This window comes from Microbispora amethystogenes, assembly GCF_016863015.1.
Classification (GTDB): Bacteria; Actinomycetota; Actinomycetes; order Streptosporangiales; family Streptosporangiaceae; genus Microbispora; species Microbispora amethystogenes.
This window is the reverse complement of record NZ_BOOB01000036.1, coordinates 1-14,698: the sequence shown is the minus strand read 5'-3', so window position 1 is coordinate 14,698 and position 14,698 is coordinate 1. Positions and strand designations below refer to the sequence as shown.

The 14,698-nt window shown below is 67.7% G+C and carries 13 protein-coding genes and 1 tRNA gene; 8 read left to right on the top strand and 6 right to left on the bottom strand.

The genetic code is table 11. The features are described 5' to 3' along the window. Positions 1-91 precede the first annotated feature (91 nt). Positions 92-508: an SsgA family sporulation/cell division regulator gene (locus Mam01_RS22285; protein WP_036329836.1), complete on the bottom strand. Its 417-nt coding sequence runs from the start codon at positions 506-508 to the stop codon at positions 92-94. Positions 509-987: 479 nt separating this feature from the next. Between Mam01_RS22285 and Mam01_RS22280 the strand changes: the two genes are divergently transcribed. After that, a tRNA-Val gene (locus Mam01_RS22280) sits at positions 988-1,062 on the top strand. Between the two features lie 108 nt (positions 1,063-1,170). Here the strand turns inward: Mam01_RS22280 and Mam01_RS22275 are convergent. Beyond that, a complete protein-coding gene (locus Mam01_RS22275) occupies positions 1,171-1,779 on the bottom strand; it encodes a hypothetical protein (protein ID WP_204287170.1) in 609 nt (202 codons plus the stop codon). Between the two features lie 84 nt (positions 1,780-1,863). Here Mam01_RS22275 and Mam01_RS22270 point away from each other — a divergent pair, with 84 nt between their 5' ends. From Mam01_RS22270 to Mam01_RS22245, 6 genes are all read left to right on the top strand, one after another. After that, positions 1,864-2,154 (top strand): DUF6247 family protein, encoded by a 291-nt coding sequence (locus Mam01_RS22270; protein WP_204287169.1) that lies wholly within the window; start codon positions 1,864-1,866, stop codon positions 2,152-2,154. Between the two features lie 8 nt (positions 2,155-2,162). Then, positions 2,163-2,396 (top strand): hypothetical protein, encoded by a 234-nt coding sequence (locus Mam01_RS22265; RefSeq protein ID WP_204287168.1) that lies wholly within the window; start codon positions 2,163-2,165, stop codon positions 2,394-2,396. A gap of 424 nt (positions 2,397-2,820) precedes the next feature. Beyond that, positions 2,821-3,219: a type II toxin-antitoxin system HicA family toxin gene (locus Mam01_RS37710; protein WP_204287167.1), complete on the top strand. Its 399-nt coding sequence runs from the start codon at positions 2,821-2,823 to the stop codon at positions 3,217-3,219. A 229-nt stretch (positions 3,220-3,448) separates the two neighbouring features. Then, entirely contained in the window at positions 3,449-4,204 is a 756-nt protein-coding gene (locus Mam01_RS22255; protein ID WP_204287166.1) for an FkbM family methyltransferase, read from the top strand. A 310-nt stretch (positions 4,205-4,514) separates the two neighbouring features. Further along, positions 4,515-5,153: a LysE family translocator gene (locus Mam01_RS22250; protein ID WP_204287165.1), complete on the top strand. Its 639-nt coding sequence runs from the start codon at positions 4,515-4,517 to the stop codon at positions 5,151-5,153. Positions 5,154-5,481: 328 nt separating this feature from the next. After that, positions 5,482-6,588, top strand: a complete 1,107-nt coding sequence (locus Mam01_RS22245; protein WP_204287164.1) for a hypothetical protein — start codon at positions 5,482-5,484, stop codon at positions 6,586-6,588. Positions 6,589-6,863: 275 nt separating this feature from the next. On the opposite strand, the gene Mam01_RS22240 is transcribed toward Mam01_RS22245, so the two are convergent. From Mam01_RS22240 to Mam01_RS22225, 4 genes are all read right to left on the bottom strand, one after another. Next, complete coding sequence (locus Mam01_RS22240; RefSeq protein ID WP_204287163.1) at positions 6,864-7,289, bottom strand: hypothetical protein; 426 nt, start codon at positions 7,287-7,289, stop codon at positions 6,864-6,866. Positions 7,290-7,923: 634 nt separating this feature from the next. Continuing rightward, positions 7,924-9,300, bottom strand: coding sequence for a lectin (locus Mam01_RS22235; protein WP_239101520.1), 1,377 nt, complete (start codon positions 9,298-9,300; stop codon positions 7,924-7,926). Between the two features lie 350 nt (positions 9,301-9,650). Then, positions 9,651-11,210, bottom strand: coding sequence for an arabinofuranosidase catalytic domain-containing protein (locus tag Mam01_RS22230; protein WP_204287162.1), 1,560 nt, complete (start codon positions 11,208-11,210; stop codon positions 9,651-9,653). Positions 11,211-11,496: 286 nt separating this feature from the next. Continuing rightward, on the bottom strand, positions 11,497-12,234 hold the full coding sequence (locus Mam01_RS22225) for a FadR/GntR family transcriptional regulator (protein WP_204287161.1): 738 nt from the start codon (positions 12,232-12,234) through the stop codon (positions 11,497-11,499). 386 nt (positions 12,235-12,620) lie between these two features. Here Mam01_RS22225 and Mam01_RS22220 point away from each other — a divergent pair. After that, the coding region (locus Mam01_RS22220) for a right-handed parallel beta-helix repeat-containing protein (RefSeq protein WP_204287160.1) at positions 12,621-14,698 on the top strand (2,078 nt) is incomplete at its 3' end.

The window sequence follows — 14,698 nt, the reverse complement described above, 5'->3', positions numbered from 1 at the left end:
TATGGACGCTATGTCGTACGCGCGGCCCGTGCGGACCGGTTCGGTAACGGGTTGGGGTGAGTCAGGGGGCCTCGCGTGCCCCGGGGGTGGTTCAGGAGCTCCAGAGCATGTTGGTGAGCTCCTCGTCCAGGTCCATGAAGTCGGTCTCACGGCCGGCGGGGACGAGCTCGTAGGTGCGGTGCAGGAACTCGGTGAGAGGGGCCAGCGGCACCTCGAAGAGGGCCTGCCCGAAGGGCGAGGTGAGGCTGATGTTGAGCGTGCGCTCGCCGTCCGACCGGGCCGGCCACACCTGGACGTCCCCGTCTCCGACGCGCCGCACGATGCCCACGGTCAGCAGCTCGCGGGCGAAGATCCACTCGACCGGCTCGTCATTCCCCACATGGAAGGCCATCCGGATGGCGTACGGATCTTCAGCCGTATAGCTCAGGCCGGCGAGCAGGGGGACGGTCGTACGGTCGGGGACCACAAGCCGAAGGCCTAGCTCGGCAGAGACGGTGGTGCTGTTCATCGTCAGCCAAACCTTTTCGTCGTCGGGTCCCCTGTCAAGGGGCTATCACTGCGTCTCACTGTTGATGCCGGGCCTCACCGCGCGCTCACGCTACGAGGACGAACGAAGAGACCCGTAGGAAAGATTCCGCCTCCAGGCACTTCTGTAACGCACATCACAGCTTGACATTCGGTCATCTACCAGCTCAAACATCACCAACAGGCTCGTCCTTACCTCTGGTTTGCGTGTCGGCGGGGCCCCGCGGGCGATGCCGTTGCGGGAGATTGATCTCAGGTCGTGCGTATGGGTCGAGCATGGAGCATCACGATGCTATGACACCACACCCCCACGCTGGGGATGGTCTGGGGAACCTTTCGAAGGTGTTGACGAAGGCGGGACGATCCGGCCCGCTCGGGCGCGGCCGTCCCCGTCCTTTCGCCATCACCCCCTCGGGTGCGGTATGGTTTTCCCCGTCGGCGCCGCGAGGCGCGGACGATCCCGGGCGATTAGCTCAGCGGGAGAGCGCTTCGTTCACACCGAAGAGGTCACTGGTTCGATCCCAGTATCGCCCACCACGTTCGTGCAGATCAGAAGGCCGGGCCGCTGTCCAGCGGGCCGGCCTTTCGCTTTGCCTGGATGACTACCGTTCCGGTCGCCCGGCATTCCATGGATCGGTTGCGCCGTCAGTCCATCCAGTGGAACCAGACGTCGAAGATCGAATAGTGCGGCCCGTCGCCGAGGTTCGTGTCGATCTTCAGGTGTGGCAAGGCCGGCCGGCTGAGGATGTGAGGGCCGACGAGAGTGATGCGGTATCGCTCCAGGACCTGGGAGATCTGTTCGCAGCCTTTCTCCCATCCGGGGATCGGTATCTCGGTGACGGCATCGAGCCATGGCAGGGAGTAGTACCCCCGACCGTCGGGGTGATGGGAGCGCTCGGCGGGAGACAGGATGCATGCGATCCGGGCGAGGCGGCACAACACCACTGAGAATCCTTCAGTCGTCGTGTAGCCATCCGCATCGACGCGACGGGCGGATCCGTCTCGCCGAGTCAGGAGCACGTCGACAAACGACGCGTAGCCGGAGCCGTAGTGCTCGAACTCCGCGTGCTCGACAACCAGGGCGGGAACTCGATTGAGCGCGGCGACCACCCGGTGCAGGTGGCCCTCCACAGCCTCGGCCCCACCCGCCCAGGCGCCCTCGCCGCATGCCGACTCGTCCTGGGAGGCGCGGATCTGCGAGTTGGGATCGAGGAGGAGGGCCTCGACGTCCGCAGGGTGATCGTCCTTGCGCATGCCGACAGTCTGCCGGGACGACGTGAGTTGATCGATGTGGCGGGACATTCGGGGTGCCCCAGGCTGTGGCGGTAGCCTGATGGCATGACTGCTGAGCCGTTGCATCACGCCGAGGACGACCCTGCGGGGATCTTGCGTGTGCTGCCGGAGCGGTGGCATGAGCAGTTTCTCAGCGAGTACCACAGCGCGTTGGATGCGGCCCACGAGGTATGGCGGTTCCAGCAACTTCGTGAGTTGTTGCGCGTGTGGCGGCTACATGCGACTGCGGTGTCCAATCCGGACTTCGCTCGTGCCGAGCAAGCGGTTCGTGAGAATCGGCGCGACGAGTTCGTTTCGATGGAGGACGCTTTTCCTGGTTGGGCCGGCCACCGATGAGCTACCGCGTGAAGCTTCACGTGGCGGCGTTGTCTCAGATGAAGGGCCTCCCAGAGGAGGCGCTCGATGCTCCGATCTTGCGCACGACGGATCTCGTAGAAGAGCCTTGGGATGCGCGCGCCCTCTACAATGACGAGCCTGAATTCCGCATGAGCACCTTCGGGGATTTCGGCGTCTTGTACTTCAAGGTGGACGAGGCCGAGGAACTCATCACGATCCTCAATGTGACATGGGCGGGGTAACTCGAGACGTAGAGCCGCGTTGCGTCCGGTGGTCCGCCTGGGTGACGAACTGGGTGACAACGGCCACGGACGCCCGTAGAACCGTACGGACGTCCGCGGACGGTCAGCCCAGGTCAACGCCGCTTCAGTGGCACGTCGGCGGTGTGGCCGATCTGCTTCACACCGAAGAGGTCACTGGTTCGATCCCAGTATCGCCCACCACGTTCGTGCAGATCAGAAGGCCGGGCCGCTGTCCAGCGGGCCGGCCTTTCGCTTTGCCTGGATGACTACCGTTCCGGTCGCCCGGCACTTCATGGGATCGATCGCGCCAGGGCCGGACAGTTGACGAGGCCCTGGCCAGTCTCCGCGACGCCCTGGAGCTCTACTTCGAGGACGAGCCCCTTCCTCAGACCTCGCAGCAGCCGATCGAGATCCGCCGCTCGGCATGAGCCCGCGCCGGTTTCCGGTCTGCTCCGGCACCGACGTCGTGCGCGCGCTGGAGAAGTGCGGCTCTGAGGTCGTGACCACCAGGGGCAGCCATTGCAAGCTGCGCCCGTTCGCCGAAGACGAGACTCGCACAGCGATCGTGCCATCGCATGACACTCTGGCCGTCGGCACGCTCGCGTCCGTCGTGCGGCAGGCCGGTCTTTCTTCCGAGCGCCTATACGACCTGCTGTGGCACGTCGGCCGTCACACAGGTGGCCTTTTTGATTTTTCGGGTGGCCCGAGAACGGCCACACCATGTGATCAAGGCTCACGCGTCCACGAACGGCGAAACTCAGGTATAGCTCCGGCCAGCCAGCGCCAGGGCTGTTCCAAGTTGAGATCAGAGGGTGTCGATTGATGCGCCCTTGACAGCAAACTCAACTGAGTTGATCATCTTGGTGTTAATCATTCGCACCGATCCGGGCCGTCGGCTCGGTGGAGTATCGAGCCGGCCAATGCCACGGAAATAGACCTTCCTTAACCGCCTCGAACGATCAGCCGCCTCTGCGGGCATACGCCCCCTCCAGCCGGCTCTCCTGAGAGCTCCGGCCGGTGGAATCACCTACCCATCACTCCGGGAGGAACCAGTGAACATCGTGAGGGACGACGACCTGGTCGTGCTGGGCGACGAAGAGCTGCAGCTGTACGCCCCGGTCGAGCACGAGGCGAATTTCCAGTACCAGGAAATATTCGAGCACGAATGCTACGACCAGTTTTCCCTCTCAGAGAGACCCACGATCGTCGACGTCGGCGCTAACATCGGCCTGTTCACGGTCTTCGCCAAGCGGCAGTGGCCGGGCGCCTCGATCCTTGCCTTCGAGCCGGTGCCGCGGACCGCCGACTACCTGTGCCGCAACATCGAGCTGCACGGGCTGACCGGGGTCCGCGTCGTCCGGGAGGCCATCGGTGAGCGTGTCGAGGACGCATCCTTCGTGCACTACCCGAACATGCCGGGCAACTCCACGCGCTATCCCGAGGACAAGCAGTTGCAGGTCAACGTGGTCCGGCAGCGGCATCCCGACTGGGATGTGACCGCGCAGTACGAGCCCGAGTACCTCACCGTGCCGGTCCGCCGCCTGGAGAGCTATCTGTCCGGCCTGGCGAACATCGACCTGATGAAGATCGACGTGGAGGGCGCCGAGCTGGAGGTGCTGCGCGGCATCGCCGACAACCAGTGGAACCGCATCGACAACATGGTGATGGAGGTCCAGGACCTGCATGGCCGGATGGCCGAAATCAGCGAGCTGCTGAAGGCGCGCGGCTTCCGCTGCGAGATCCAGCCGTCCCCGATGGTCTACCCGGAGATCTTGACCTACCTGCTGCTGGCGCAGCGCGGCGCCTGACCCCCATGAGATCACAGGGGTTCACGCCCGGCCATCACCGGCAGCGCTGACCGTCGCTCACGCCCTATTACTGATCCTGTCAGGTGACGTAGGCCGTGCGCATGAAGATAGGTCTCTATGGCGCAGGCGTCGCGGCGGTGCCTTCGCCGGAATCACTACGCTCGCGGCCGAAGGTATCGGCCCGCGCGAATTCGCTGATTATGCGTACGGCCCGTCCTCGGCGCGTTGACAGCTATCAGGAGCCGCAGGTATTTCTTTGTGGTTTGGGCCTGGGAGAACACACGAAATCGGGGGGACGCGTGATGCAGTCATGATCGGGGCGGATCGCCTCGCCGCATTCCTGGCCGTCGTCGTGGTGCTGATCGCAGTGCCGGGGCCCAGCGTCGTGTTCATGGTGAGCCGGGGGGTCGCGCTGGGGCGGCGGGCGGCCCTGCCCACCGCGCTGGGCAACGAGGCCGGGCTGATGGTGCAGCTCGTCCTGGTCGCCCTCGGCCTGGGCAGCATCGTGGAGCGTTCGCAGGTCGTCCTTTCACTCGTGAAGTTCGCCGGCGCCCTCTACCTCGTCTATCTGGGCGTCCAGACATGGCGGCACCGCAGGGAACTGGCCGGGGAGTTGAACGGCGGGCGGCACACGCCGGCCGGCGCCGGCCGCATCTTCCGCGACGGCTTCCTGGTCGGCGTCAGCAACCCGAAGGGGCTGCTCATCTTCACGGCGATCCTGCCGCAGTTCGTCGACGCAGCCTCGGGCAACATCCCGCTCCAGCTGTTGGTGCTCGGAATGATCTGCGTCGGCGTCGCCCTGATCTCTGACGTCTCCTGGGGGCTGTTCGCCGGAAGCGCGCGGACCTGGCTGGGCAAGTCGGCGCGGCGCCTGGAGATCATGGGTGGGGCCTCGGGCGCCATCATGATCGGTTTGGGTGCAGAGCTGGCGCTCAGCAGTGACGGCTGACCGGCGGGAGAAGGACAGCAAGCCGCCGGCACCCGGGCGAGGTCATCGGTCCCGGCATCGCGACCGCGAGTGATCCCCACCTTGTACGCCGGAGCGACGGCGCTCGTCCTGCTGCGCAGTTCGGCTTTTCCGGGCCCTCCTCGGCCGCCGCAGGTGAAATATTCATCTGCCGTGAATCGTCGGTGAGCGAGGTGGGGGCGGAGTCGCCAGTGGCTACCGCAGCGGATCACGGAGTGTGAGGGATTTAAGGCGATCACTCCATGACCGGAGGTGTGTCCATATGTCCCGCGCCGTTGCCTTGTGGCCGGTGCGGTAGGACGTTGTGCGCATGCTGAGCGCTGTGTCGAAGCGGTGGGGCGTGGCCGGTGTCATGGCCGCGCTGGTGATCGTAGCGGGTACGGGGTGGCCGGGTGGCTCCGCCACGGCCAGGGCCACGGCCGGGCTCGCCGCCAGTCCAACACCCACCGCCAGTCCGACGCCGTACCCCACCAACGGTCCGGAGTTCGTCTATGTGGCGAACGCCCACGGTCCGGTGACGGCCTATCCGACCGGCAGCACAGGCGCCGTGTCTCCGGTACGGCAACTGGCCGACCCCGGCGACCCCAACACCTACTGGGGGCCGTGGGGGATCGCCTTCGACATCAGCGGGAACGCGTACGCGCAGAGCTTCCTGTCGAACGCGACCACCTTCGTCTACTCACCGGGCGCCACGACGCCGGGCCGGATGTTCCGCGTCGCGGGGCCGGACTCCCGGGCGGTGGCGGTGGACACCGCAGGGTACGCGTACGTGACGACGGGCCAGGCAGAGACGGCCATCTCGGTGGCCGCGCCGGGGGCGAGGGGCACGGCCGCGAACCTCTACACGGTGCCGGAGGTACGCCGGATCCCGCTGGACGAGGGGTTCCACCCGTGGCCGGGCGTCCTGACCACGGACACGTCCGGACATGTGATCGCCGCAGTGGCGCGCTCGAACGGCAACGCGGTGGAGTTCTTCGCCGGCGGCCCGTCCGGCAGCGCCACACCGGTGCGGGTCATCGCCGGGCCGCACACCGGCTTGGGCAGCTGCTCCAGCACCTGCGACCAGATCGCCGTCGCCTACTCCGCCTTCACCGGCCGGCTCTACGTGGCCGTCAGCCAGGGCCAGCAGACCCGCATCAACGTGTACGCGGGCAACGCGAGCGGGGACGCCGCCCCGGTGCGCGTGATCTCCGGCCCGGCGACCGGCCTGGCCGGAAAGGTGATCACCGGCATCGCGGGCAGCCAGGTCGACGGCACCATCTACGTGCTCACCAAAGCGGCCGCGTTCAACAGCCCCGGCAGCATCCTGGCCTTCGACCGGCTGGCCGGCGGCAACACGCCGCCGCGGCGTACCTTCACCGACAGCGGCACCGGACTGCTCGACGGACTCGGCATCGCGGTGTCGTTCGTTCACTGACCCCGGCACGACCCGGCCCGGCGGACGTCGGGCCGGGTCACCCGGGGGAGTGGCGCGACGTCCGGACGCGCGCCGGCATACGTTGACGGCATGAGCTGGTGGCCTGTCACGCAACCCTGGCCGGGTAACCGGTCCGGCTTCTGATCGGCGAGGTGGGCTGGGCTCGGGCGTCGCGCCGGATTCGCCTCGCTCGCTCGGCACCTTCTGCGAGTCACGCTGCGAATAGCTCGGTCGCAGAGCCGCACGCTGCAGCCCTGTAAGCACATGCCGCCGGGCTAGGAGCGGCGCGGGTCGTAGTTCTGGAACTCGACCAGGCGGATGTCGCTCTGCGGCAGCAGGGGTACCCCGCTGCTGGAGTCCAGCACCACCCGGCTGCCCAAGGGCTCGCGCAGCGTGACGCCGATCCGGTCCGTCTTCCCCATGTCGGTGCAGACCTCCACGTTGTCGTCGGGCCGGACGTCGACGTCCACGACCACTGCCTCGGGCGTCTCGTGGACGCGCGGGCCGTACGTCGTGTCGCAGGTGCCGTGCATGTAACTCAGCTGGAGCTCAGTCGGCGTGCGCACCTCGTAGGTGCGCACCTCCTGGATCCCGTCGTCCAGGGGTCGGGGCGGTCCGCCCATCACGGCCGGGTCCACCGCCACCCGCCGGAACGGTCCCGGCACGCCCTTCACGGTGAAGTCCCACGTCGGTACCCGCACGTCCCCCGGCTGCTGGGCATCGTGGCCTCGCCACGCGCCACTGCGATCACGCGCAGTGGCCGGCAGCCCTTGGCCGGGCACTTCTCGTCGACGAAGGACTTGGGCTTGCCGAGTCCGGCGTAGGCGGCTGCGGCCGTCAGCATCGGCACGCTCAGCGTGCTCCCATCGGCCCAGCGCAGCATGGCCGGGTCGGGTACCTCGGCCGGGAGTTCGGGTCTCCAGCTTCCAAGCGCTGTTGATCGCGCTCCGTCCGACCCAGCGGGGCATGTGTTTCCCATCGGGTTCCAAGGTCAGGTTCCGCAGCGGGACGAACCCTTTGATCCAGGGCTCTCTCTCCGCCGAACTCTGCCAGCTTTCGGCGACCTCATGGGCGCGGTCCGTGAACTCGTCGGCAGTGACCGGCGCTCGGGTGGAACCGCAGGCCGCCGCGAGCACGATGAGCAGCGCGGCTGGAAGCATCTTCATGATCAGTAGACGTGCCGCGCGGCGGCGCGGTTCGCTCAGCCGCGCCGAGCCGTGACGCCGTGTCAGCCGGCCGGATCCGTTGTCCCTGAGACAGAAGGCCGGTCCGTTGTGAGGCGGACCGGCCTTCTTCAGGTGGGTGACGTCATCGGCACCCGGGCGGGCGGTGGACTCAGACGCGGGTCCACTTCTGGTTGTTGGCGCCGGTGCAGGACCAGATCTGGACCTTCGTGCCGTTGGCGGTGCCGCTGCCGGACACGTCGAGGCACTTGTTCGCGCCGATGGCGGTGATGCTGCCGTCGGAGTTGAAGCGCCACTTCTGGTTGTTCTGGCCGTTGCAGTCCCAGATGATGACCGCGGTGCCGTCCGCCGTGCCCGCGCCGTTCACGTCGAGGCACTTGTTGCCGTAGACGCGCAGCTCGGACGCGCTGGTGGAGGTCCACTTCTGGTTGTTCTGGCCGTTGCAGTCCCAGATCAGCACCGTCGCGCCGTTCGACTGCGAAGCGCCGTTCACGTCGAGGCAGCGGTTCGACGCCACGCCCCTGAGGGAGTTCGTGCCGCCGGGGGGCGGAGTGTTCGTCGGCGTCGAGGTGGGGGTGGAGGTGGGCGTCGCCGAGGGCGACGACGTGCCGCCGCTGAACTGCGTGAAGAAGTTCCACGTCACGGACCGGGTCCAGGAGTTCTCGCCCGGCTCGTAGTCGCCGGACTTCCCGTCCACCGGGTTGGGCGTGTGGCCCGCGTCGAACGCGGCCCACGCGACCGGGTAGCCGGCCCGGCACCCCGAGTAGTAGGTGACGATGTGCGTCAGGCTGCCCTGCGCCGGCTCCGGCGGGTTCTGGGCCGTGCAGCCGTTGTTCCTGACGAACCTGTCCCGCAGCGACCTGCCCTGGGAGATGTTGAGCACCGGGTCGCGGAGGCCGTGGAAACCGAGGTACGCGACGGGCTCGGTGCCGCCGCTGCACCCGCTGAGCTGCCCGCCGGAGTAGACCGCCACCGCGCGGAACACGGTGGGCCGGGAGCAGGCGAGCGAGTAGCTCATGCCGCCGCCGTAGCTGAAGCCCATGGCGAAGCGCTGGGTGGTGTCGATGCAGAGGTCTGCCTCGAGCTTCCGGATCATGTCGTCGACGAAGGTCACGTCCTCGCCGCCCGAGTTGGCCCAGCCGTTGTTGAAGCCCTGCGGCGCGACGAAGATCGCGGTGTTGTTCGACAGCGCCCTGGTCCCGTAGTAGGACCAGACGTACCCGCTGGTGCCGCCCGAGTCGACGTCGTTGGCGGTGCCGCCGTTCCAGTGGAACCCGAAGACCAGCCGGTACGGGTTGGTGTTGTTGTAGTTGTCGGGGATCCGCAGGATGAAGCTGCGGTTCTTCCCGCTGGTCGTGATCGACTGGGTGCCGCTTCTCAGCGTCGGAGTCTTGCCGCATCCGGCCGTCGTGGCGGCGGCGACGGCGCTGTTGCTGGACGACGAGGTGCCGCCGAGCGCCACACCCGCCGTTCCCAGGGTGAGAAGCGCCGCCGCGGTGACCGCGGTGAAGATGGATTTGTACCTCAAGTCACGCAACTTTCTGTGCTGTGTCGAGTGTGGATGAGGTGTCCCGGAGCCTCAGGCACATTACGGTCTCAGTCGACAGATCAGTCAAGAGCATAAGAATGCTCTTCGTGCTGCTGGCAGCACCGGATCTTCCAGCATGAGAGGCCGTAAGTCTTGGCCCCTCAGCCGATTGAGCTGGGCAATCGCGTCAGTCGTGCGATTCCGGCATGATCGCGATGAATACTACTCATCCGTCAGTAAAGATGATCGTTCGGTGAAACTAAGTCGTACTCTTTCAGGCCGCTCCGAGGGCCGCCCGCCGCCGTGGCCCGGGGCCGGGCCACGGCGGGACGGGGGTCAAGGGACGGGGCTCAGCGGTAGCCGGCGGCCACGATCTCGGCCTGGACGGCGTTCTCGGTGGCGTCGGAGGGGTAACCGGCGACCATGGCCCCTTCGTAGAAGGTGCCCGCGCTGAGGTTGGCGCCGCCGTCGGGCTTGCAGCAGTCGCCGCCGCTGCCGAGGATGATCGCGCCCTGCTTCTTCATCGGGCTGTAGCCGCCGGGGAGCGAGCCGTCGTACAGCGTGTAGAGGCTGCCGGACTGGGCGTTGCTGCCCTTCATCGCGAACCGGGACGTGCCGTTGTTCTTCAGCGTGGCGGTGACGAACTTGCTGGTGAAGGCCCGCTGGTTGGGGTTCCACGACTGGCTGCCGCCGGGGAACAGGCCCCATTCGAGGTCGGCCTGGACCCACGGGCCGCTGCCCGAGCAGCCGCCGAACCAGCACTGCTTGCTGAAGTTGATGGCGTCCATGGCGCCGGCGGCGTCGGCCTTGCGGGTGGTCTCGCTGTTGCCGTAGTCGAAGCAGCAGCCGCTGTTGACGTGGGTGCCGCTGGTCACCATGTACATGCCCTCGGGCGCGCTGCCCGTGGGGACGCCGGTCAGGTGGCCGTCCCTCCAGTAGCTGTTGCCGGGGTTGATGTAGAGCGAGTACGCCTTGTTGCCTCCGACGGTGAGCGACTCGGTGGTCGCGACCGCGGGCTTGCTCTGGGGGGAGCCGGGGACCACGCTGGAGCCCTGGTACCACAGGTCGTTGCCTCGCCCGGACTGGTCGTACACGACGGTGACGACGCAGGCGGTGCCGGAGCAGAACGAGTCCTGCGCCGCGGCGTTGGCGACGCCGCCCGCGGTCAGGACGGCGATGTTCCGCGTCGTGTTGTCCGAGGAACGCCGCACCTGGTACAGGTTGCCGTTGTACGAGCCGTACAGCGCCCGCGTCGTGCTGTGCGCGGCCACGCACGGCGTGCCGCCCGAGGCGTAGATGTCACACGGCCGCGCGCCGGGCGGCGGCGGGGTGGGCGACGTGGTGGGGGTCGCGCTCGGCGACGCGCTGGGCGACGTGGTCGGCTGCGTTCCGGTGCTCCACTTCTGGTTGCCGGCGCCGGTGCAGGACCAGATCTGGACCTTGGTGCCGTTGGCGGTGCCGTTCCCGGACACGTCCAGGCACTTGTTCGCCCCGACGGCGGTGATGCTGCCGTCGGAGTTCAGGCGCCACTTCTGGTTGTTCTGGCCGTTGCAGTCCCAGATGATCACGCTGGTGCCGTCGGCGGTGCCGGCTCCGTAGACGTCGAGGCACTTGTTGCCGTAGACACGAAGCTCAGACGCGCTGGTGGTCGTCCACTGCTGGTTGTTCTGGCCGTTGCAGTCCCAGATCAGCACCGTGGCGCCGTTCGACTGGGAGGCGCCGTTGACGTCGAGGCACCGGCCCGACCCCACGCCCACCAGCGGCGTGGTCGCGGCCGAGGCGGGCGCCGACCAGCTCAGGGCGGTGGCCAGGAGGGTCGTCAGCACCGCCACGGCAGACGCGACGACGGCCGCCCGGGAGCGCCGTCCACGCGGCGCGCGGTCCGGTAAGGGAACGGATGAGGGTTCCATCGTGGGGACTCCTTGGGGGGATGGGACCGATGCGGCCCCGCGCTCGGAGAACCGCGGGGCCGCATCGGAGACCGCGTGAGCAGTGAGCAGGAAAGCAGTGAGCAGGCAGGCAGCAGGGTGCGATCCGCTCGCAAGCCGTCGGCGTCACGACGGATGCGAATCGGCGGATGCGAATCGATTCGCCATCGCACCGGGTCCGCTGGAAGGTGGTGCGGTGTACAGCGAAGCACACACGACACACGGACCGCCTGTCAAGGCCGGTCCGGGCGGCTCGTCGGCTGCCGGGTCAGTCGGAGGAGAAGAGGCGCTGCTGGATTTCCCTGCGGTAGTCGTCCAGGGTGTTGTCGATGTGCGTGGCGGCGGCGTGGGCCGCCGCCTCCGCGTCACCGGCGCGGATCGCCTGGTAGATGGCGTCGTGTTCCTCGACGGCCTTGGCGGCGTGCCCGCCGACCGTGCCGCGCAGCCCGATGAGGCTCGACTGGGCCTGGAGCCGCCTCGCCTCGCGTACGGCGATCTGGAGGAACATGTTGTGCGAGGCGGTGGCGATGGCGGTGTGGAAGGTGTCGTCACCCTCGTCGAACAGGTCCTGGCGCCCGGTCTCGAAACCGTGGCGGCACACGGCGGCGGCCTCCTCGACGGCTCTGAGCTCGGCGGGGGTGGCGCGGCGGGCGGCCAGCCGGCTGGTCTCCATCTCCTGGGCCCGGCGGAACTCGAACAGCATGTAGACGTGGTCGAGGTCGGTGGGCAGGAAGAACGACGCCAGCCGCCCGGCGCCGAGCATCCCCTCGTCGTCGGCGACGTACAGGCCCCGGCCCTTCTGGGCGCGCACCCGGCCGAGCGCGGACAGGATCTTCACCGCCTCGCGCACGACGGTGCGGCTGGTGCCCAGCTGCCCGGCCAGGTCGTTCTCCGTCGGCATGCGGTCGCCCGGACGCAGGCCCAGCCGGGCGATCAACTCCAGCACCTGCTCCGCGGCCACCTCGTAGCCCGGCCGGTATCCGCCCTCACGCGGGGTCTCGGTCACCGTGCCTCCTCCTCGCCATCCCCTGCAGAAGTATGACCGATCGGGACGGCCCTCCCGGCCGCTTCCGGCGCGGACCCGATCAGTACGACACATGTGAACGGTTCATTTTTGTCGGTCATGTACGGAGCGTAGGCGGCGGGAGCATCGCCGCAGGTGAGCGAGGAAAGATGGTTCACCGTGCCCCGGACCTGAATGTGCGCTGTGTGAAATGAGTGGGCTTAAGGTCTTGACGGTTCCTCGGTGCTCCGATCGTAATGGGTCCGGATCCGCACAGCCGGCCGTCGTCGTACACCTCCGCGTCCGACGACGGTCTCCTCCTCAGGAGGGCGTCACCTGCCGGAGGAGGGCGTGACCTGACCGCACCCCTACCCCCCAGAGGAACCACCGTGCAACGATCTTCGCCCGTCACGGCGCTGAGGCCGGTCCTGACCGGCATCGTCGCCGCGGCGCTGGCTGCGGCGTTCGCCCTCGTCGCCCCGGCCACCTCGGCCTTCGCGGCCACCACGACCCTCTACGCGTCCCCTTCGGGCACCGGCACCGCCTGCACCTCCGCCCAGCCGTGCTCGCTGCCCTCGGCGCAGACGGCGGTGCGGTCGCTGAACGGGTCGATGTCCGGCGACATCGTCGTCGAGCTGGCCGACGGGGTGTATCGGCTCTCCTCTCCGCTCCGGCTGACCGCCGCCGACTCCGGGAACAACGGCTACACCGTCAGGTGGCAGGCGGCGGCGGGCGCCCATCCCGCCGTCAGCGGGGCCCGGGCGGTCACCGGCTGGACGCAGGCCGACGCCGGGAAGAACATCTGGCGCGCCAACGTCGGCACCGGGATCGACACCCGGCAGCTGTACGTCAACGGCGCCCTCGCCACGCGCGCTCGCACTCAGGTGAACCGCAACGACTTCACGGCGACCACCACCGGCATGAGGTTCAGCAGCAGCGCGCTGAGCTACCTCAACAATCTCGCCAACCAGAACCGGGTCGAGATGGAGAGCGTCGGCTCGTTCACCGACCGGTACGTGACGGTGCAGAGCATCAGCGGCAACTTCATCACGATGCAGCAGCCCGGCTGGAACAACAACACCTTCGGGTACGACACCTTCAGCCAGCCGCACCGGGCGGGCGCGCTCTACCTGGAGAACGCGTACGAGTTCCTGGACTCACCGGGTGAGTGGTACATCAACCCCGGGACCGGCGTCCTGTACTACATCCCGGCGTCCGGGCAGAACATCAACAACGTCAGCGTCGAGCTGCCCGTGCTGCAGTCGCTGGTCGACGTCGGGGGCACCTACGACTCGCCCGCGCACCACATCACCTTCAGCGGCATCACGTTCACCGGCACGACGTGGCTCGGGCCCAGCAGCAACCAGGGCTTCGCGGACCAGCAGACCGGCTCCTACATCGCGGGCAACTACAACTGGCCCGCCGACCGGCTGACCTCCTGCCAGGAGGGCTGCCAGGCGTTCGAGTCCGCGCGGCCGAACTGGTACCAGATGCCCGCCGCGGTCCAGGTCTCCGCCGCGAACAACATCACCTTCACCGACTCGCAGTTCGTCAACCTGGGCCAGACGGCCATCGGCATCGGCAACGACGCCAACGCGCACGCCAGCGGTGTGGGCCTGGGCGCCAGCGACATCACGGTCACCCGATCCGAGATCGCCCGCAACTCGGCCGGCGGCGTCGTGGCCGGCGGGGTGCGCGCCGACGCGCACCACCCGAGCGACCAGCGGATGGTCAACCGGAACATCACGGTCAGCAACAACCGGATCCACGACCTGGGCCTGGACTACCGGGGCATCGTCTCGGTCCTGACCACCTACGTCACCACCTCGAACGTGTCGCACAACGAGGTCTACAACCTGCCGTACACCGGCATGTCGATCGGTTATGGCTGGGGCGCCAACGAGCCCGGCGGCAACACCAGCTACACCAACCGCGGGCTGTACAACTACCAGCCGCGGTACACCACCGCCACCACCGCGTCCGGCAACAAGCTCGTCGGCAACTACGTGCACGACGTCATGCAGCAGATGACGGACGGCGGGTGCATCTACACGTTGTCCTGGAACCCCAACGCGGTGATCAGCGACAACTACTGCCTGCGGACCAACGGCTGGTTCGGCATCTACTTCGACGAGGGCTCGAAGTACTACACGGTCAGGAACAACGTCCTGTCGAACACCGGCACCTGGGCCACGGCCAACTACTGGGGCGGTGAGAACATGGGCAACTTCACCGTCACCGGCAACTGGTCGACCAACAACAGCACCAACATCACGAACGGCGACCGCGGCAACGTCGTCAACAACAACGTCGTGGTCTCCGGCAACAACTGGCCGTCCGGTGCGCAGGCCGTGATGGCGGCCGCAGGGCCCCAGAGCGGCGGCACGTCGTCGCCGTCGGCCTCGCCGTCCGCGTCTCCATCGGCGTCGCCGACTCCGCCCGCCGGGAGCACGAGCGCCCTCCGGGG

Coding starts and splice junctions, on each gene's coding strand:
- Mam01_RS22270 (WP_204287169.1), top strand. CDS start 1,864: ATGACTGCTGAGCCGTTGCATCACGCCGAGGACGACCCTGCGGGGATC.
- Mam01_RS37710 (WP_204287167.1), top strand. CDS start 2,821: ATGAGCCCGCGCCGGTTTCCGGTCTGCTCCGGCACCGACGTCGTGCGC.
- Mam01_RS22285 (WP_036329836.1), bottom strand. CDS start 508: ATGAACAGCACCACCGTCTCTGCCGAGCTAGGCCTTCGGCTTGTGGTC.
- Mam01_RS22230 (WP_204287162.1), bottom strand. CDS start 11,210: ATGGAACCCTCATCCGTTCCCTTACCGGACCGCGCGCCGCGTGGACGG.
- Mam01_RS22245 (WP_204287164.1), top strand. CDS start 5,482: ATGCTGAGCGCTGTGTCGAAGCGGTGGGGCGTGGCCGGTGTCATGGCC.
- Mam01_RS22250 (WP_204287165.1), top strand. CDS start 4,515: ATGATCGGGGCGGATCGCCTCGCCGCATTCCTGGCCGTCGTCGTGGTG.
- Mam01_RS22275 (WP_204287170.1), bottom strand. CDS start 1,779: ATGCGCAAGGACGATCACCCTGCGGACGTCGAGGCCCTCCTCCTCGAT.